We start from the raw sequence: 18,083 nt of genomic DNA on the forward strand, positions 1-18,083 counted from the left end.
CGGGAGGGCGGGACGATGCGCCGGATGTGGATGAGCATGGCCGCCCTGCTGGCGATCGGGGCCGCGTCGCCCGATCCCGCGGGCGTCACCCATGTCGGGGGCAGGCTCGACAATGGCGCCAACTGGGCGGCCGACATGCCCGCCCGGTGGAACGGCACGGTGCTGCTGTTCAGCCACGGATTTAGCTCGGCACCGGGCAACCCGGCGCGCAACCGGACGCGTGAGGGCGGCGCTGAATTGCTGGCGAAAGGCTATGCGCTGGTCGGCAGTTCCTACAGCGCCACCGGCTGGGCGCTGGAAGAGGCCGTGCCCGATCAGATCGCGACGCTGGACGCCTTCGCCACCCGTTTCGGCAAACCCAGGCGCGTGATCGCTTATGGGGAGTCGATGGGGGGGCTGGTCACGGCCGCTTTGGTCGAGCGCCACCCCGAGCGGATCGACGGGGCGATGCCGATGTGCGCGTCCGTGTCGGGCGTGGTGGGCATGGAAAATCAGGCGCTCGATGGCGCATGGGCGCTGAAGACGCTGGTCGATCCGGGCGCGCCGCTGAAGATCGTGAACATCTGGCAGCAGGGCGGCCCGCAGCCGCCGATCCGGGAGGAGGGGCCGGCAGTGGATGCGCTGATCGCCAAGGCGATGGCGACGCCGCAGGGGCGGGCGCGGCTCATCCTCGCCAGCGCCTTCGCCCAGCTTCCCGACGAGCCGGACGACAAGGCTCCGCCGGCGGGTTCTCCCGATACCGAGGCGCGCGCGCAGGCCTATGCGCGCTGGTTCGCGATGGGCGTGTTCTTCCCGCGCTGGGATCAGGAGCGGCGCGCAGGGGGCAATGCCTCCTGGAATATGGGGATCGATTATCGCGCGCAGCTTCAGGCCTCCGGCCGCGCCGAGGCGGTGCGGACCGCGTATCGCAGCGCCGGCCTGTCGCTCGATGCGGATCTCGCGCTGTTGGCCAAGGCACCGCGCATCGCGGCGACCCCCAAGGCGGTCGCCTATATGCGCGCGAATTTCGTTCCCTCGGGCAAGCTGTCGCGGCCGGTCCTCACGCTCCATACGACGGGCGACGGCGCGACGATGGTGACCTACGAACAGGCCTATGGTGCGATGGTCGCGCGGGCCGGTTCGGGTTCCCAGCTACGGCAGGCCTATGTCGCGGCGCCGGGCCATTGCACCTTCTCGATCGGAGAGACCGTCGCCGGGATCGAGGCGCTGGACCGGAGGATCACGCAGGGCCGCTGGGACGAGGCCATGCTCTCGCCTGGAGCGCTCAATCAGGCCACGAAGGAGGCCTCGGGCGAGACAGGACGCTTCGTCGCCTATCGCCCCGCGACGTTCCTGCGGCCCTGCGGCGTCAAAAGCGGATCCTGCCAGGGCGAGCCGCGACCGGCGATGTGACCATGTGCCGATGGGGCAGGCCGATCTCGCGCTTCGCGACGCGCATCCGCTCAGGCATGGTGCGTCCTGGATGGCGGATCTCTCTCCGTCGCGTACGGGAGTGATCGCATGAAGCCGGTATTACGGACGCTCGGTCTGCTGGGCGCGATCCTGTGCGGAACGGCGGCGGCGGCCGGACGCAGCGAAACGTTGCGCGTCATCTTCATCGATGTGGAAGGCGCCGCCGCGACCCTGTTCGTGACGCCGCAGCATCACGCCCTGCTCATCGATGCGGGATGGCCGGCGGCGCTGAGCGGCGGGTCCGTCGCGGGGGCGGACATGCCGCCCGCTCCGCGCCAGACGAGCGCCCAGCGGATCGCCGCGGCCGCGAGATCGGCCGGCGTATCGCGCATCGATTATCTGCTGCTGACCCATTATCACACCGATCATCTCGGCGGCGCGCTGGAACTGGCCGGGCTCATTCCGATCGGCACGTTCGTCGATCACGGGCCCAATCGCGAGCCTCCGTCCGCCGAGCCTCCGGCCAACCGACGCGGCTATCAGGCGGCCGAGCTTTACGCCGCGTACAGCGCCGGGATCGCCGGTCGGCCGCACCGGGTGATGCGGCCGGGAGAGACGATGTCGCTCGACGGGCTGACGGTCACCGCGATCGACGCGGACGGCGCGATCATCGATCATGCGCTGGCGGGAGCGGGTGGGCCGGGAGCGGGTTGCCCGGCCACCGCCCAGACCGTCGATATCGGCACGGACGAGAATCCGCGCTCGCTCGGCACCGTCCTGCAATGGGGTAGCGGGCGCATCCTGGCGCTGGGCGACACGACGCGCGTCGTGGAGGACAAACTTGCCTGCCCGCGCGATCTGATCGGCCCGGTGGATCTGATGATCGCCGACAATCACGGCTCCGCCAATGCGGGCAGCGCGCGGTTGCTCGATACCGTTCGACCGTCGCTTTATGTTTTCAACAACGGCGCGGCGAAGGGGGCCGATGCCGGCTCGCTCGAATTCGCGGCGGCGGCGCCCTACGTCCAGGCCAGCTGGCAGCTCCATTTCGCCACGCGCAGTCCCGATCTGAACGCTCCGTACGAACGGATCGCGAATTGGGGCGATCAGGACGGACATGCGCTTGTGGCGGAGGTGGGCAGGGACGGGACGATCGTCATGATCAATACCCGCACGGGGCTTTCCCGGCGCTACACCCGGGGCGAGCGGCCGAAGTCGCGCTGACTCGGTAGAGGCCCGGCTGAGGATCCGTCATGCGTGCGGTGCAACATGAACGGAAAAGTTCGCAAGCACAGGGAAATGGCGTCACCGGATGGTCGGTCTTATGTGCGCCGCACAATGACTTCCGTATCCACGCGCCCCGCGCTCGGTCAGCAGCCGAGCGTTCAGATCCTGATGAGCGTCCTCTGCACGGCGCTCGCTTACTTCGCCGTCGGCCTGCCTCTGGCGGTGCTCCCGCAATGGGTGAATGGCGATCTCGGCTTCAGCGCCGCCACGGCGGGGCTGGCCATCTCGATCCAATATGTCGCCACCATCGTCAGCCGGGGCATGGTCGGCCCGATGGTCGATACGTCGGGCCCGAAGCGCGCCATCCTATTCGGTCTTTCGTGCAGCGTCGGCAGCGGCGTGGTGCTGCTGGCGGCGGCGCAGCTGACGGCTTACCCCGCGCTGGCGCTGGCGACGTTGTTTCTCAGCCGGATGATCCTCGGCTTCGGGGAAAGCCTGGTGGGCACCAGCGCGATCGCGTGGGGGATCGGCCGGGCCGGCGATACGCACACGGCCAAGGTCATTTCGTGGAACGGCATCGCCACCTATGGCGCGATCGCCGCGGGCGCGCCCGTCGGCGTGATGCTGCTGCATCTGGGCGGGATGGCGGCCGTCGGCATCGCATTGGTCTGCACGGGGCTGATCGGGCTGGTCTTCGTCTGGCCGCAGTCGGCCACGCGCATCATTTCCGCCGAACGCCTGCCTTATTCCGCCGTCTTCGCCCGCGTGCTGCCTTATGGCGCCGCGCTGGGGCTCGGCGGGATCGGCTTCGGCGTGATCACCGCCTTCATCGCGCTCGATTATGCGGCGCATGGCTGGGCGGCGGCGTGGACGGCGATCAGCGCCTTCGGCTGCGCGTTCGTCTTCGGTCGCTTGATGTTCGTCGGCAGCATCGCGAAGCATGGCGGGCTGCAGGTCGCGCTCACCTTTCTCGCGATCGAGACGGTGGGGCTCGTCACGGTCTGGCTCGCCGGAACCGCCTTGGTCGCAGCGACGGGCGCCGCGATCGCCGGGCTGGGCTTTGCGCTGATCTTCCCGGCGCTGGGCATGGTCGTCGTCGATCTGGTGCCGCCGCAAAGCCGGGGAAGCGCGATCGGCGCCTATTCGATGTTCACGGATATCGCATTGTGCATCACCGGCCCGGTCGCCGGCATTCTCGCGACCAAAGCGGGCTATGAGGCGCCGTTCCTGTTCGGCGCGGTCGGCTCGTTGCTCGGCCTCGGCATCACGGTGCTGCTCTTGCGGAAGGTGTCGGGCCCCGTCCGCTGGTTCCAGCTTCGATAGACCGCCAAGCCGGTCCGCCGGCGCCGGGCGTGCCGCTCGCTGCCGCCTCGGCTGACATCGGGCCGCAATCCTTCGACGATCAGTCCAGTCGCGCCAGAAACCCCTCGATCTCCGCCAGCGCGTCCGGCTCGTCGAGCATCGGCGCGTGGCCGACATGGGCGACGATCCGCAGCGCCGCATCGGGGTGGCCAGCCACCATCTCCTCCGCCGCCTCCTGATCCAGCAGATCGGACCGCTCGCCGCGCAGCAGCAGGATCGGCCGCTCGCGGACGAGCGCGTCCCAGCGCTGCTGCGGATCGGTCACCAGCGGTTTCGTCTTGAACGGGGTCGCGATCGCCGGATCATAATCCGCCTCGATCCGGCCGTCCGCCTCGCGATACAGGCGCTTGGCCATGTCCTGCCAGTCGACGGCGTCGTAGTGGGGCAGGGCCTCGGCATTCAGCTGGCGCAGATGGTCCGCCGCCTCCTGCCAGGTCGCGACCGGCCCGCCGGTTCCGACATAGCCCGCGATCCGCTCCAGCCCCCGGCTCGCCAGGCGCGGCCCGATATCGTTGACGATCGCGGCGGCGATCAGATCGGGCGATCGCGCGGCCAGTTCCATCGTGATCAGCCCGCCCATCGACGTGCCGATGAAGATCGCCTGCCGGATCCCCAGCGCGTGGGCGAGCCGTTCGACGTCTTCCGCATAGCAGGGCAGTTGATACGTGTCGGGCGCGGCGCGCGCGGAGAGGCCACGCCCGCGCACGTCCACCGCCAGCACGCGCCGCCGCAACTGGGCGATGCGCGGCGCCAGCTTCGCGAAATCCTTCGCATTGCGGGTCAGCCCGTGAAGACAGATCACCGGCAGGCGCGCATCGCCCTCGGCGGCGGGATAGTCCCGCGCGTGGAGGCGCAGGCCATCCGAGGAGGGCCAGTAGCGATTCATCCAATGCCTCATGGCCGCTCTCCTTTGGGGGCGAGCCCGTTCGCGACCAGATCGCCGCTGACCCGCGTGACCTCCTCGATCGAAATGCCGTCATCCCACACGCCGAAGCGCAGGCCGAGAAACACGTTGATGCCCATCAGCGCCCAGGCGCGCACCTCGGCCGCGCCCGGAGCCGCTCCGGGGCTGATTTCGCCGCGTGCCTCGGCGGCTTCCAGCCGGGCGGTGATGCGCTCGGCCGTGCGCGCATAATGCTCGCGATAGCTAGCCGGATCGACAAATTCCGACTCGTCGATGATCCGGTAGATCTCCTTGTGCTGGCGGACGAAGGCGAGGAAGGCGGCCTGCCCGGCCTGCTCCATCGGGATGCCGCCCTGCACGCCTGCCAGCCGGGGCGTTACGAAATCGCGCACCTGCCCGCTCAGATCGCGCACCAGCGCCGTGAAGATCGCCTCCTTGCTGTCGAAATAGGTGTAGAAGCTGCCGATCGCCATGCCGGCGCGCGCGGTGATCCGGCTGATCGCCGCCTCGTGAAAACCCTTCTCGCCAAATTCCTCGGCGGCGGCATCCAGCAGCGCGCGCAGGGAGCGGCGGCCGCGTGCCGTCTTGGGCGTCTTGCCGCCCGACTGGTCCCCCCCGGCGGTCGGGGCGCCTCGTTCAGCCATATCTCTCCCCGTACGACTCAAATCGGGCCTTGCACCATTTTTCGTATTTGAAACCCGGTTCAGGTTTCAGTATGAGGAGTGAAGACGAAGCGCAAGCGACACGCTCAAGCGCTCGAGAACAGGGAGAGTGATATGGGCCTCACGGCATCTTCATTTCGTGCGCTTCTGGCGGCCGGCGTCAGCCTGACGGCGGCGATGGCACCGGCCAGCGCGCAGGACGCGGCGGCGAGCGCCCCCACCGATACCAAGGCGCAGGCACCGATCAGCACCGACACCGCGCAGGAGATCATCGTCAGCGCCCGGCGTCGCGACGAAACGCTGCTGACGGTGCCGATCGCCGTCTCCGCCTTCAGCGGCGACAAGCTCGCCAAGACCGGCGCGATCGACCTGACCGACATCCAGACGGTGACGCCCAACACCACCTTCAAGGCGGCGCGCGGCACCAATTCGACACTGGCGGCCTTCATCCGTGGCGTCGGCCAGCAGGATCCGGTGCCGGGGTTCGAGGCCGGCATCGGCATCTATCTGGACGACGTCTATCTCAACCGCCCGCAGGCCTCCGTGCTCGACATTTACGAGGTGGAGCGGATCGAGGTGCTGCGCGGGCCGCAGGGCACGCTCTATGGTCGCAACACGATCGGCGGCGCGGTGAAATATGTGACGAAGCGCCTGCCCGACGATTTCGCGGTCACGCTGCGCGGCACCTACGGCTCGTATAACGAGACGGACGGCGTGGTCAGCGTCTCGGCCCCGATCGGTGATCTGTTCAAGGTTGGCGTCACCGGCGCGCGGCTTCGCCACGACGGCTTCGGCCGCAACGTCAATCTGGGCATCGACAATTACAACAAGGACGTCTGGGCCGGGCGCGGCACGATCGAATTCGAGAGCCCGGACCGGCGCCTCTTCGTCCGCATCACCGGCGACTATACGGACGACAGGTCCAACCCGCGCAACGGCCACCGCCTGATCCCCGGCCTCCTTTCGGGCACGCCGGTTCTGTCCGACGTGTTCGATACGCAGGCGGGGCTCAACAATCCGAAGAACAGCGTGAAGGGCGGCGGCATCTCGATGTCGGCTACCGCCGAACTGACCGATCATGTCACCTTCCGCAGCATCAGCGCCTATCGCGGTGACAAGAGCTATACGCCGATCGACTTCGACGCGCTGCCCGCCGTCGATGTCGATGTGCCGGCCGTCTACAAGAACAACCAGACGAGCCAGGAATTCCAGCTGCTCTACAAGAGCGACAAGCTGAACGGCCTGATCGGCTATTATTATCTGGGCGCCGATGCCAGCACCGGCTTCGACGTGCTGCTCTACACGACCGGCGGCACCGCGCTGCCGGGGCTGGACGCCTATACGCGCGGCGACGTGCGGACCGAAACGCACTCCGTCTATGGCGACTTCACCTATGATTTCACGCCGAAGCTGAGCCTCTCGCTCGGCGGCCGCTATACGTGGGACCAGCGCGAGAGCCAGGTGTTCAAGGCCAATTATCTGGGCGGCTTCACCAGCGAATTCGGCGGCAATCCCACCCTGCTCGGGGTTCCGTCGACCAATTTCCAGGGCAAGGCGAACTTCAAGAAATTCACGCCGCGCGCCTCGCTCAGCTACAAGATCACGCCCGAGCATATGGTCTATGCGTCCTACTCGGTCGGCTTCAAGGGCGGCGGCTTCGATCCGCGCGGCACGGGCTCCAACGCGCCGATCAGCAATGCTGCGGCGGGCCGCACCTATCAGGACATCTACAATTTCCTGCTGTTCAAGCCGGAGACGGTGAAGAGCTATGAAATCGGCTGGAAGGGATCGCTGCTCGATCGCCGCATCACCTTCGCGGTCGATGGCTTCTACGCCGATTACAAGGACGTGCAGGTGCCCGGCTCCTCGGGCTGCACGGTGGGCGGCGTGCAGACCTTCTGCGGCATCACCACCAATGCCGCCAAGGCCCGGATCAAGGGCGCCGAGTTCGAGGGCAATGCCATTCTTGCGCGCGATTTCGCCGGCGCCGGATCGTCGGTAAACCTGGGCGGTACGCTCGGCTATATCGAGGCCAAATATCGCAGCTTCATCGCGGGCGTCCCGCCGACCGACGTGTCCGATTTCCGCGTCTTCCAGAACACGCCGAAATGGACGACCAGCGGCACGCTGAGCGCCACTCTCCCGGTCGCGGCCGGATCGCTGCTGGCTTCGACCACCGTCTCCTATCGCAGCCTGACCCACCAGTTCGAGACGGCGAGCCCGTTCCTCGATCAGGCGGGCTACACGCTGCTGGACGGCAACATCGTCTATACGTTCGCGACCGGGCGCTATTCGATCGGCGTCCACGGCAAGAACCTGACCAACAAGAAATACAAGACCGCCGGCTATCAATATATCAACGTGACGGCGGCGGGCGTACCGATCCTGACGCCGACGGGCGGCTATACGCCGACTTTGGGCCGCGAAGGCGTCGCCACCGCTTTCTACGGCAATCCGCGCCAGGTGCTGGCCACCTTCACGGCCAAATTCTGATGATGGTGGACGGCGGCGAGGTCGGCACCGTGTCCGTCGTCCGGAGGGCGGGACGGCGGGCGCCCGGTGTGGTGCTCGCCATGCTGCTGCTAGTGTACAGCTTCAACTTCCTCGATCGGCAGATCGTCAGCATCCTCGCCGCGCCGATCAAGGCCGAGTTCGGGTTGAGCGACAAGCAGCTCGGGCTGCTCGGCGGGCTGGCCTTCGCGATCCTCTATTCGACGATGGGCATCCCGCTGGCGTGGCTGGCGGACCGGACGAAGCGGACATGGGTGATCACGGGCTCGCTCGCCGCCTGGAGCGCGTTCACCGCTCTGTGCGGCGTGGCGGGCAATTTCACCCAGCTGCTGCTGTTCCGCGTGGGCGTCGGGGTCGGGGAGGCGGGGGGCGTCGCGCCCTCCTATGCGGTGATCGGGGAGATCTTCCCGCCGAACAGGCGCGCACGGGCGCTGGCCATCTATTCGCTGGGGATCCCGATCGGATCGGCGCTGGGCGTTCTGTTCGGGGGCTATATCGCGGCGCTGGTCAACTGGCGGGCGGCATTCCTGTGGGTGGGATTGGCCGGACTGCTGATCGCGCCGATCTTCGCTTTGGTGGTGAAGGAACCGCCGCGCGCCGCGCCCACCCTCGAAAAGCCCGCAATCGGGCAGGTGTTTGCGATCCTTGCGGCCAAGCCGAGCTTCTGGCTTCTCTCGTGCGGGGCGGCGTCCAGCTCGATGCTCGGTTACGGGCTGGCCTTCTGGCTGCCCTCGCTGCTGCGGCGTTCGTTCCTGCTCGATCTGCCGGCGACCGGCCGCTTCTTCGCGGGGCTGGCGCTGATCGGCGGCACGATCGGGATGGTCGCGGGCGGCTGGATCGCGGATCGCCTCGGCGAGCGCGACAAGGGCGCCTATGCGCGCGTGCCGGCGATCGCGTTCCTGATCGCGGTGCCTCTGTTCGCGGCCGCGATGCTGAGCCATTCGGTCGCGCTGGCGTTCGTGCTGTTCCTGATCCCGCAGGGGCTGGCCTATGTCTGGCTCGGCCCGGTACTGACCGCCGTCCAGCATCTCGTGCCCGCGCAGATGCGCGCGACTGCCTCTGCCAGCTTCCTCACGATCAACAATCTGATCGGCGTCGGCTTCGGCGCGCTGGCGATCGGATCGCTGTCCGATGCGCTGGCGCCCCGTCTCGGAGAGGAGGCGCTGCGCTGGGCGATGATCGGTTCGCTGGGATTCTATGCGCTGGCGGGGATCCTGATGCTGATCGCCTCAAGGCATCTGTCCCGCGACTGGACTCAGGCGTAGATTGAAGGTCGGGCGCGGGGGCGGAGTCCGTTCGGGAGTCGGTGCGCCGGGATCGTTGGGGGTGACGATGCGGAACATGCGGTTCCTTCTGCTGCTTCTCGGCCTTGCCACGGCACAGCCGTCCTTCGCGGCGTCTCCGAAGAAGCTGCCCGCGCTGGGGGCGGATCCCGCACGCACGTCGGTCTCGGGCCTGTCCTCGGGCGGCTTCTTCGCGATGCAATATGCGGTGGCCTATTCGTCCGGCACGATCGGCGCCGGGATCGTCGCGGGCGGCCCTTATGCCTGCGGGCTGCTGGGCCTCGCGGCGGCCCTGCCGTGCATGCAGGGCAAACCTTCCGGAGCGGGCGCCTTCAACGCGGCGCTCTGGTATGCCGGCTTCGGCGCGATCGATCCGACCGACCATATCGCGCACCAGAAAATCTATCTGTTCCACGGCACGCAGGACAAGATCGTGTTCCAGCCGGCGATGGATGCCGTTCGTGATTTCTACGTCGATCTGAAGGTGCCGGCGGCCAACCTCCTGTATGTGAAGGAAGTCGCGGCGGGGCACGCATTCATCTCCGATCGGATCGGAGGCGCCTGCGATGCCAATGGCGATCATTATATCAATCGCTGCGATGTGGGCGGCCAGCCCTATGACCAGCCCGGCGCGATCCTGGCCCATCTGCTCGGCCCGCTGAAGCCCAGGGCGACGACGCTTTCGTCCGTGCCGATTCCGTTCGATCAGCGCCCTTATCTGCCGCTCGCCAGCGCGATGGCGGATACGGGGTATGTCTATATTCCCAAGGACTGCCGGAAGGCGGCCGCGCATTGTGCCGTCCATGTCGTGTTCCATGGCTGCGGCCAGAGCGCGGCCTATGCGGGTGCCGATGTCTATGCCGGCCTCGGCTATAACGCGTGGGCGGATACCAACGGGATCGTCATCCTCTACCCGCAGGTGGACAAGAGCCCGGTGGCGCCCTTCAATCCGCAGGGCTGCTGGGACTGGTGGGGCTATACCGGCCCCGCGCTCGGCGGCTTCCCCCGCTTCCAGACGCAGAGTGCTCCGCAGATGCGGGCGGTGCATGACGTGGTCGCCAGGCTGCAGGCCGCGCGCTGATGATCCTCGACGGGATCGGCATGCCCCAGCATCGCGGCTCGTACATATCCGGCTTCCGCACGGCCTGTCCCGATGCGGAGATTGCGGGGGTCACCCATTACGTCACCGCCCGCTTCGGCGCGAAGCCTTCCCATGTGACGGCCGCCGACGTGAAAGGGCTGCGCGCGCAATGATGTGCCATTTTCCGAGGGAGCGAATGCATGCACATGATCGACTGGAATCTGTATCGCGATCAGCTGGCGGCGGGGGTCGGCGCGCTCGGCAAGCTCACGCCCGAGACGGTGCGCGGATATGCCGGCCTGAGCCATGCCAACGCCAAGACCGGGCATCTCGATGCCAAGATGCGCGAACTGATCTCGGTCGCCTGCGCCATCACGCTGCGCTGTGACGGCTGCATCACCGTCCACACCGATGCGGCGCGCAAGGCCGGCGCGACCGAGGAGGAACTGAGCGAAGTGCTGGGCGTGGCGATCGCGCTGAATGCGGGCGCCGCGCTCGTCTATTCCACGCGCGCGATGGACGCGTTCGCGGCCTCCGGCGAAGTCTGATCGATCGGGCAGGCGGGGCCCCGGTCGTAACGCCGGGGCGCCGCCCCCATATGGCGGGCGCCGCCCATTCGGAGCCAGCCCATGTCCGAGAAGATCGTCAGAATACCGGGACCCGATCACCCCATCACGATCGAACCCAATCCGCATCGCATCGTCGTCAGGCTCGGCGGCAAGGTGATCGCGGAAACGACCGAGGCGCTCACGCTGCGCGAGGCGAGCTATCCCGCCGTCCACTATATCCCTCGCGCGCATGTCGATATGGCGGCGCTGGAGCGCACCGATCATGGCAGCTATTGCCCCTACAAGGGCGAGGCCTCCTATTTCAGCATTCCGGCGGGTGGCGCGCGTTCGGTGAATGCGATCTGGACCTACGAGGCGCCCTACGAGGCCGTCGCCGCGATACGCGGGCATCTCGCTTTCTATCCCGACCGCGTCGATGCGATCGAGGAACAGGCGGACTGACGACAGCGACGTCGGTTTCCCCGCATCCAGCCGCCGCGCGTCGCGCCGGATAGGATAACGGCCCGCTTCCCCGGTGGACCCCGTCGGCACATGGATGCCGGAAGGATGCCGGGGAAACGGGCCGTTCCCGTTCCACGAAGGGAGAGAGCGTTACGGCAGCGTGTAGGCGATCACATAGTCGCCCAGCTTGGTGCCGAACGATCCGTGGCCGCCGGCGGCCGTGACGACATATTGCTTGCCGCCCACCGCATAGGTCATCGGCGTGGACTGGCCGCCCGCGGGCAGGCGTGCCTGCCACAGCATCTTGCCGGTCGTGACGTCGAACGCGCGGATGTAATTGTCCATCGTCGCGGTCAGGAAGGTCACGCCACCCGCCGTCGCCATCGTGCCGCCCAGCATCGGCATGCCGAGCTTGAAGGGCAGCGGCAGGACGGAATCGCGCGTCGTGCCGACCTTATGCTTCCACACGATCTTGTTCGTGTTGAGATCGACGCCCGACATGTAACCCCACGGCGGCGCCATGCAGGGGAAACCCAGCGGCGACAGGAAGGGGTGAAGGTCGACGCCGAAGGGCAGGCCGTACATCGGCTGCACGCCGATCTCGCTGCCCGCCGGATGCGCGCCATTGGGCGCCGGCGGGTTGTTGGGCCCGCGCGGGATCAGCTTGGAGACGAACGGGAACACGATCGGGTTGGCGATCGCGATCTGGCGCTGCGGATCGACCGCGATGCCACCCCATTCGAACATGCCGACGTCACCGGGGAAAACGAGCGTTCCCTGCGTGCTGGGCGGCGTGAACGGCCCTTCATAGCGCATCTGCTTGAACATGATGCGGCAGGCCAGCTGATCGAACATCGTGGCGCCCCACATGTTCGCGTCGGTCAGATGCTCCTTCGGCTGGAAGGTCAGCTCGGAGAAGGGCTGGGTGGGCGACAGGCGATCGCCCGGCGCGGCCCCCTGGGGAACCGGCCGTTCGGGCGCTGCGACGATCAGCTTGCCGGTCTTGCGGTTCAGCACGAAGATGTTGCCGCTCTTCGTCGGCGCGTAGATCGCCGGGATGATGCCCTTGGCTGTCCGCAGATCGAGCAGGCTCGGCTGCGAGGGCAGATCCATGTCCCAGAGATCGTGATGGACCGTCTGGTAGGACCAGACGCGCTTGCCGGTGTTGACGTCGAGCGCGACCAGCGCGCTCATGTAGCGCTCCATCGTCGGCGTGCGATTGCCGCCCCAGATGTCGGTCGCGGCGCCGCCCATCGGCAGATAGACGAGGCCAAGCTTCTCATCGAGCGCGGAGATCGACCAGCTGTTGGGCGAACTGGCGGTATAGTGATGCGTGGCCGAGGGCAGCGCATTCTCGTCGATCGCGCCGGAATCCCAGGCCCAGATCAGCTTTCCGGTATGAACGTCGAAGCCGCGGATCACGCCGGACGGCTCGGTGGTCGAGTAATTGTCGATCACGGCACCCGCCATGATGACGACCGACTTGGTGACGGCCGGCGGCGAGGTGCCCTCGTAGAAGCCCTTGTGCTTGACGGTCATGCCGTCCTTGAGATCGATCTGACCATGGTTGCCGAAGGCGTCGCAGGTCTTGCCGGTCTTGGCGTCGATCGCGAACATCCGGCCGTCATTGGTCGGCAGGAAGAGGCGCTCGGGGCACTCGGCCGGAACGGGCTTGCCGTCCGACGTCAGGGCACCGGCCTGCGTGGCATGATAGGACACGCCCCGGCAGGTGAGATGCTGGAAGGTGGGATCATCGACCACCTTGGGATCGAACACCCACTTCTGCTTGCCGGTGGCGGCGTCCAGCGCGAACACCTTCTGGTGCGGCGAGCAGAGATAGACGGTGTCGCCCACCTTGAGCGGGGTCACCTCGTCGGTGGTCTCGATCGAATCGTTCGGGCCCTTCATGTCGCCGGTGCGGAAGGTCCAGGCGACCTTCAGCTTGCCGACATTGTCGGGCGTGATCTGCTTGAGCGGCGAGAAATGATCGCCCGCGCCCGTGCGGCCATAAGCGTGCCAATCCTCGTCGGGGACGGTGACGGCATCGGTATCCGGCAGCGCGCCCGCGATCTTCGTGGGCAGCGAACCCGAAAGATCGTCATTGGTCTTCGTCAGCGAGACGCCGACCACGATCAACGCGGCGACGATCACACCTACCAGCGGGGTCTTCCACGGGCGACGCGTCGCCGGGAAGGAGCGCACGACCCACGGGGCCAGCAGCCACAGGCCGAGCAGGACGAGGATGTCGCCGCGCGGAGCGAGCGGCCAGAAATTGAAGCCGACCTCGGCCAGCGCCCAGATCATCGTGCCGACGAGCAGCAAAGCGTAGAGCGGGTAAGCGAGGCGGTTACCGCGCCACAGCAGCACCGCATTCGCGATCAGCACGACGCCGGCGATCGCGTAGTAAAGCGAGCCGCCGAGAGCGGCGAGCCAGATTCCGGCCCCGGCGGTGACCAGGCCTATGGCAAGAGTGAGGAGCGCGGAGATGCGCGCCCAGATCCCGGGGCGCTGCGCGCGCTCCGGGGGCGTCAGATGGGGTGGAGAGTCGCTCAAAGATTACGTCCTGATTGCCGCATGACGATCGCGCGGCTCATCGCGGGGCGGGGGCCTCGCGCGGGACATCTGCGACCAACAGCGGACAGTAAGGATCGCCACCGGACCGCTGGGATGCAGACCCGCCGACGAAGCAAATGCTGCCCGGCAACCTCTCTAGGACGAGGGGGCCCCTACGCCCCACCGAACGGGGGCACAACCTCCAAAGACTGGTTTTGCTCCATAACTTTTACAGAGTGGAGAAAATCCAGCAAAAGAAGAGTTTGGCCGAATTGGTCCTAATGTCCACCGGTCAGCAGTCGGCTGGCGCGCAGCCGCGCCACCGCGAGATCGACGAAGGTGCGAACCTTGGCGGGTGCCTGGCGCCCCTGCGGGTGCAGCACGTGGATGGGCAAAGGAGGGTCTTCATGATCCTCCATCACGATCCGGAGCTGGCCCGCCGCCAGCGCCGGCCCCACCTGATATTCCAGCGCCCGCGTCAGTCCCCAGCCGGCGATCGCGGCCGAGATCGCCGCCTGATTGGTGTTGGTCTGCAGGCCGATATGGACGGTCACGCGCTGATCGTCGCGAAAGCGCCACTCGGGCGAGGAAAAGGCGCCGGTCGAGGCGGCGATCCGGTGCGCCTTCAGATCGGCGGGCTCGGTCGGCGTGCCCGCCCGCGCGAAATAATCGGGTGACCCGCAGATCACGTGGCGCACCGATCCCACCCGGATCGCGGCGAGGCCCGAATCCGCCAGGCGCCCGATGCGGACGGCGACGTCTATGCCTTCCTCGATCATGTTCACCGGCCGATCGACGAACAGCGTGCGCCCCGCCATCGTGGGATAGGTATCGAGATATTCGGTCAGGATCGGCAGCACATAGAGGTGCCCGAAGAGAAGCGGCGCCGTCACGGAGAGCGTGCCGGAGGGCGTGGCGTAGGAACCGGCGGCGGCCGCCTCGGCTTCTGCCATATCGGAGAGGATGCGCCGGCAATCCTCGACATAGCGGGATCCGGCTTCCGTCAATCGCACCGACCGGGTGGTCCGCACCAGCAGCCGCGCGCCGATCAGATCCTCCAGCCCGGCGATCGCGCGGGTGACGGCGGGCGGGCTCATGTGCAGATGGCGTGCCGTCTCGGCAAAGCTTCCGGTTTCGGCGACCTTCGCGAAGATCCGCATCGCCTGCCAGCGGTCCATTCCATTCCCTCGTTCGTGCGGCCGGTGTCAAAGAGGAGCGGATCGGCCTGCGTCCGCTCCTTCTATGGCAGGTCCGGCCCACGCGCTTCCGGAATGTGCCGGCCTACCGTTTCTGACGGATTTCACGGTTTTTTCACGATGAATTCGCGCGCATCTTCCGGGTCGTTTGACGCATTGAGGCGAAGAAGGCGGCGTCGGAGGGCGCGGGCCCTCTCGGCTGGAGACGATCTAGCAGGGGTAGGGCAACATGATGAGGAAGCTCTGGAAGTGGACATGGCCGAGCCTTGTGATCGCGGGCAGCATCCTTTCGGGTGCGCCGGCCTTCGCGCAGACTGCGACCCGGCATGTCGCCTATGACGATATCAATCTCGCCTCGGCCGCAGGGCAAGCGAGGCTCCGGCACAGATTGGACAGCGCTGTGACCGCCGTTTGCGGCGAGCAGGCCGCGCTGACGATGCTGAGCGTGGCGCACGCGGTCCAGCGCTGTCGCGCGGATGCACGGCAGGACGCGCAGATGCAGCTGTCCGCCATGTACAACGGATCCCAGAAGTTGGCTGCCAAGGGACGCGACCTAGTCGTCGCTAGCCGCTGATGGGGGCCGGGGCGGTGGTTTGGGGACGCCGCCCCGGCTGTTTTTCTTTCCCTGGTGTAGAGCGTTCGGTTTGAGTTCGAGTACCCGTAGCCCAGCTTACCAGCTCGCTTTGTCCGCGTCGCAGACCTCGCGTTTGCGACGAAGCGATGGGCGACAAACCCCGCCTTTTGGCCGATCACGTGAGGACCAGCTTTACCCGATGCCTAGCCCGGTTTACGTTTCGCGGCAGGAACAAGGGGCGGGCTGTCCATGCCGATCACGTCAGGGGACGCCGAGCCGCGCGCGGCCGAACGATTGCAGCTGCGACTCTTCGGTGAATTCGCCGCGCGCGAAGGCGATAGCGGTATCGAAGTCACCCCGCGGGGACGCAAGGCACGCGGCATCCTCGCTTATCTGGCCCTCACCCATCGCCATCGGGCGAGCCGCGAGGTCGTGGCCGAACTCCTCTGGAGCGATCGGGGGGAGGAGCAGGCGCGCGCCAGTCTGCGCCAGTCGCTGGCGGAGTTGCGAAAGGCGCTCGGCCTGTGCGCGGACGCGATCGAAATCACCCGCGATACGATGGTCCTTCATGCGGGCCTGTTCGGAAGCGACGCATCCGCGATCATTGCCGCGGCCCATGACGGCCGGCTCGCCGAGCTTCCCGCGCTGCTCCAGCAGCTCGATCCCGAACTGTTGCGGGATCTGGAAGGACTCTCGCCCGGGTTCGACGCCTGGCTCATTGCCGAGCGCACCGCCCAGCGGGACCGTCTCGTCGCCGTGCTGCTCGAAGCAGCGGAAGGGCGTCTGACGATGGAGACGGCACGTTACGTCCGTGAAATCGCGAACCAGCTCGAGCGGCTCGATCCCGGCAATGAAGGTGTCGCGCGGCTGGGAATGCGGGCGGATGCCCTCGAAGGCAATCTCGCCTCGGTCCACCGTCGCTATCGGCGGCTGTCCGCCTCGCTGCAGAGCGAGTTCGGCGTCCCGCCGTCCCCTGAAACGCATGCGACGTTCGTCGAGCTCACGGCGCTCCGTCCGATGCTCGATCGGCCGGAGCTGGGGGCCGCCGTCGGTCCGACGACGGTCGCGGCCGGGCTGTCGAGCCCCGTCATCGAACCGCCCGTCATCATCGTGGCGCCGGTCGCGTGGATCGGGCGCAGGAGCGATGGCGCGGCGATCGCCACGATCTCGACGGATGAGATCACCACGGTTCTCGGCCGCCATCGCGACATCCGCGTCCTGGCGATCGACAGTTCGGATCTCCACCGCGTCGCGGATGTCTGCAGCACCGCCGTCGTGACCTATCTGCTTTCGGGCACGCTCCGCGAGGTGGGCGACCAATTCCGGCTGAACGTGAAGCTGGCCTCCAACGACAGCGGCATGCTGCTGTGGTCCGAACAGATCACGATCGAGGAGGCCGATCTCGACAAGGCCGTGGAATTGATCGTGGCGCGCACCGTGGGCGCCGTCGCGCCGGTGATCGAGCGCGACCTGATCCTGAATCTTCCGCCGCGCGTCCACGATACGGACGACAGCTACGCCGTCTATGCGCGGGCGCGAAAGCTGGCCCGCACCGGGCAGACCTTCGCCGAGATCAAGGAGGCGGCCGATCTGCTGGAAGGCGTCGTGCTGCGAACGCCTTCCGACGTCCGCTCGCGCCTGCTGCTCGTCCAGCTCTACAATACCGATTTCTGGCAGACCTCGGCCGGACACGACACGGTCGAACTTCGCGCGCGCGCGCTGACGCTGGCGCGTGAGGCGTGGGCACTGGATCCGCATCATCCGGTCGTCCACCTGCGGATGGGCTGGTGTCATCTGCGCGGCGGCAACTGGTCCGAAGCGGGGCAGGCGTTCGAAAAGGCGCTCGGGCTCGGCGCGAACAATGCGCGCGTGATCAACGCTGTGGGCTCCGGCCTGGCGCTGCTCGGCGAGATTCACGAGGCGCAGGCGACGATCGCGCGCGCCTTCGCGATCAATCCTTTCCCGCCGCCCGATTACCACGCCGATGCCGCCGTCGTGCTGGCGCTCGCCGAGCGGGCCGACGAGGCCGAGGAACAGTTCAGGGGCTCGACCCATGCGGGGCTGCATTATCATGCGGTCCGGTTGGCCAATGCGTCCAGCCATCAGCCGAGAGACCGCGTCGTCGCGCTCGCCGCCGAGGTTCGTCGCGGTTTCGCGCGCGTCTGGCGTGGCGGCATGCCGCTGGACGACGACGCGATCATCGAGTGGACCGAGCGGTTCATGCCGCTGCGCCAGAGGGCCCATCGCCGGCTGATCGACGACGGGCTGACGCGGGGGTTCGCGCTGGCGAGCTGATCGGCCCCCGGCCGGGCGGGAGCTGCATAATTT

General features: G+C 67.2%; 15 protein-coding genes. 11 read left to right on the plus strand and 4 right to left on the minus strand.

All coding sequences use genetic code 11. The features are described from left to right. The first annotated feature begins 15 nt into the window (after positions 1-15). From HL653_RS15995 to HL653_RS16005, 3 genes are all read left to right on the plus strand, one after another. Complete coding sequence (locus tag HL653_RS15995; RefSeq protein WP_171745398.1) at positions 16-1,392, plus strand: S9 family peptidase; 1,377 nt, start codon at positions 16-18, stop codon at positions 1,390-1,392. A 108-nt stretch (positions 1,393-1,500) separates the two neighbouring features. Next, on the plus strand, positions 1,501-2,616 hold the full coding sequence (locus HL653_RS16000) for a ComEC/Rec2 family competence protein (protein WP_171745399.1): 1,116 nt from the start codon (positions 1,501-1,503) through the stop codon (positions 2,614-2,616). Between the two features lie 114 nt (positions 2,617-2,730). Beyond that, positions 2,731-3,942 carry an MFS transporter gene (locus HL653_RS16005; RefSeq protein ID WP_171745400.1) on the plus strand — a complete coding sequence of 404 codons (1,212 nt, stop codon included), beginning with the start codon at positions 2,731-2,733 and terminating at the stop codon, positions 3,940-3,942. Between the two features lie 79 nt (positions 3,943-4,021). Here HL653_RS16005 and HL653_RS16010 read toward each other — a convergent pair whose 3' ends face one another. Both HL653_RS16010 and HL653_RS16015 read right to left on the minus strand, forming a co-directional pair. After that, positions 4,022-4,879, minus strand: coding sequence for an alpha/beta fold hydrolase (locus HL653_RS16010; protein WP_216599877.1), 858 nt, complete (start codon positions 4,877-4,879; stop codon positions 4,022-4,024). Continuing rightward, positions 4,876-5,529: a TetR/AcrR family transcriptional regulator gene (locus tag HL653_RS16015; protein WP_171745401.1), complete on the minus strand. Its 654-nt coding sequence runs from the start codon at positions 5,527-5,529 to the stop codon at positions 4,876-4,878. Before HL653_RS16015 ends, HL653_RS16010 begins: the two co-directional genes overlap by 4 nt. 132 nt (positions 5,530-5,661) lie before the next feature. Here HL653_RS16015 and HL653_RS16020 point away from each other — a divergent pair, with 132 nt between their 5' ends. From HL653_RS16020 to HL653_RS16045, 6 genes are all read left to right on the plus strand, one after another. After that, positions 5,662-8,040, plus strand: a complete 2,379-nt coding sequence (locus tag HL653_RS16020) for a TonB-dependent receptor (protein ID WP_171745402.1) — start codon at positions 5,662-5,664, stop codon at positions 8,038-8,040. 80 nt (positions 8,041-8,120) lie between these two features. Beyond that, positions 8,121-9,323 carry an MFS transporter gene (locus HL653_RS16025; protein ID WP_253718119.1) on the plus strand — a complete coding sequence of 401 codons (1,203 nt, stop codon included), beginning with the start codon at positions 8,121-8,123 and terminating at the stop codon, positions 9,321-9,323. Between the two features lie 76 nt (positions 9,324-9,399). Further along, positions 9,400-10,422, plus strand: a complete 1,023-nt coding sequence (locus HL653_RS16030) for a PHB depolymerase family esterase (RefSeq protein ID WP_216599878.1) — start codon at positions 9,400-9,402, stop codon at positions 10,420-10,422. Beyond that, entirely contained in the window at positions 10,422-10,595 is a 174-nt protein-coding gene (locus HL653_RS16035) for a hypothetical protein (protein WP_171745404.1), read from the plus strand. Before HL653_RS16030 ends, HL653_RS16035 begins: the two co-directional genes overlap by 1 nt. 27 nt (positions 10,596-10,622) lie before the next feature. Next, on the plus strand, positions 10,623-10,970 hold the full coding sequence (locus tag HL653_RS16040; protein ID WP_253716963.1) for a carboxymuconolactone decarboxylase family protein: 348 nt from the start codon (positions 10,623-10,625) through the stop codon (positions 10,968-10,970). An 81-nt stretch (positions 10,971-11,051) separates the two neighbouring features. After that, positions 11,052-11,432 carry a DUF427 domain-containing protein gene (locus HL653_RS16045; protein WP_171745405.1) on the plus strand — a complete coding sequence of 127 codons (381 nt, stop codon included), beginning with the start codon at positions 11,052-11,054 and terminating at the stop codon, positions 11,430-11,432. A 150-nt stretch (positions 11,433-11,582) separates the two neighbouring features. Here the strand turns inward: HL653_RS16045 and HL653_RS16050 are convergent, their stop codons facing one another. Together HL653_RS16050 and HL653_RS16055 are read right to left on the minus strand one after the other, a co-directional pair. Next, positions 11,583-13,985, minus strand: a complete 2,403-nt coding sequence (locus tag HL653_RS16050) for a glucose/quinate/shikimate family membrane-bound PQQ-dependent dehydrogenase (protein WP_301337928.1) — start codon at positions 13,983-13,985, stop codon at positions 11,583-11,585. A 278-nt stretch (positions 13,986-14,263) separates the two neighbouring features. Continuing rightward, complete coding sequence (locus tag HL653_RS16055; RefSeq protein ID WP_171745406.1) at positions 14,264-15,163, minus strand: LysR family transcriptional regulator; 900 nt, start codon at positions 15,161-15,163, stop codon at positions 14,264-14,266. 247 nt (positions 15,164-15,410) lie between these two features. Here HL653_RS16055 and HL653_RS16060 point away from each other — a divergent pair, with 247 nt between their 5' ends. Together HL653_RS16060 and HL653_RS16065 are read left to right on the plus strand one after the other, a co-directional pair. Beyond that, positions 15,411-15,755 (plus strand): UrcA family protein, encoded by a 345-nt coding sequence (locus tag HL653_RS16060; RefSeq protein ID WP_171745407.1) that lies wholly within the window; start codon positions 15,411-15,413, stop codon positions 15,753-15,755. A gap of 249 nt (positions 15,756-16,004) precedes the next feature. After that, on the plus strand, positions 16,005-18,050 hold the full coding sequence (locus tag HL653_RS16065) for a tetratricopeptide repeat protein (protein WP_171745408.1): 2,046 nt from the start codon (positions 16,005-16,007) through the stop codon (positions 18,048-18,050). Positions 18,051-18,083: the final 33 nt, after the last annotated feature.

It is taken from the genome of Sphingomonas sp. AP4-R1, from assembly GCF_013113735.1.
Taxonomy (GTDB): Bacteria; Pseudomonadota; Alphaproteobacteria; order Sphingomonadales; family Sphingomonadaceae; genus Sphingomonas_I.

Coding starts and splice junctions, on each gene's coding strand:
- HL653_RS16020 (WP_171745402.1), top strand. CDS start 5,662: ATGGGCCTCACGGCATCTTCATTTCGTGCGCTTCTGGCGGCCGGCGTC.
- HL653_RS16010 (WP_216599877.1), bottom strand. CDS start 4,879: ATGAGGCATTGGATGAATCGCTACTGGCCCTCCTCGGATGGCCTGCGC.
- HL653_RS16030 (WP_216599878.1), top strand. CDS start 9,400: ATGCGGTTCCTTCTGCTGCTTCTCGGCCTTGCCACGGCACAGCCGTCC.
- HL653_RS16005 (WP_171745400.1), top strand. CDS start 2,731: ATGACTTCCGTATCCACGCGCCCCGCGCTCGGTCAGCAGCCGAGCGTT.
- HL653_RS16040 (WP_253716963.1), top strand. CDS start 10,623: ATGCACATGATCGACTGGAATCTGTATCGCGATCAGCTGGCGGCGGGG.
- HL653_RS16000 (WP_171745399.1), top strand. CDS start 1,501: ATGAAGCCGGTATTACGGACGCTCGGTCTGCTGGGCGCGATCCTGTGC.
- HL653_RS15995 (WP_171745398.1), top strand. CDS start 16: ATGCGCCGGATGTGGATGAGCATGGCCGCCCTGCTGGCGATCGGGGCC.
- HL653_RS16055 (WP_171745406.1), bottom strand. CDS start 15,163: ATGGACCGCTGGCAGGCGATGCGGATCTTCGCGAAGGTCGCCGAAACC.
- HL653_RS16025 (WP_253718119.1), top strand. CDS start 8,121: ATGCTGCTGCTAGTGTACAGCTTCAACTTCCTCGATCGGCAGATCGTC.
- HL653_RS16065 (WP_171745408.1), top strand. CDS start 16,005: ATGCCGATCACGTCAGGGGACGCCGAGCCGCGCGCGGCCGAACGATTG.
- HL653_RS16060 (WP_171745407.1), top strand. CDS start 15,411: ATGATGAGGAAGCTCTGGAAGTGGACATGGCCGAGCCTTGTGATCGCG.
- HL653_RS16035 (WP_171745404.1), top strand. CDS start 10,422: ATGATCCTCGACGGGATCGGCATGCCCCAGCATCGCGGCTCGTACATA.
- HL653_RS16045 (WP_171745405.1), top strand. CDS start 11,052: ATGTCCGAGAAGATCGTCAGAATACCGGGACCCGATCACCCCATCACG.
- HL653_RS16015 (WP_171745401.1), bottom strand. CDS start 5,529: ATGGCTGAACGAGGCGCCCCGACCGCCGGGGGGGACCAGTCGGGCGGC.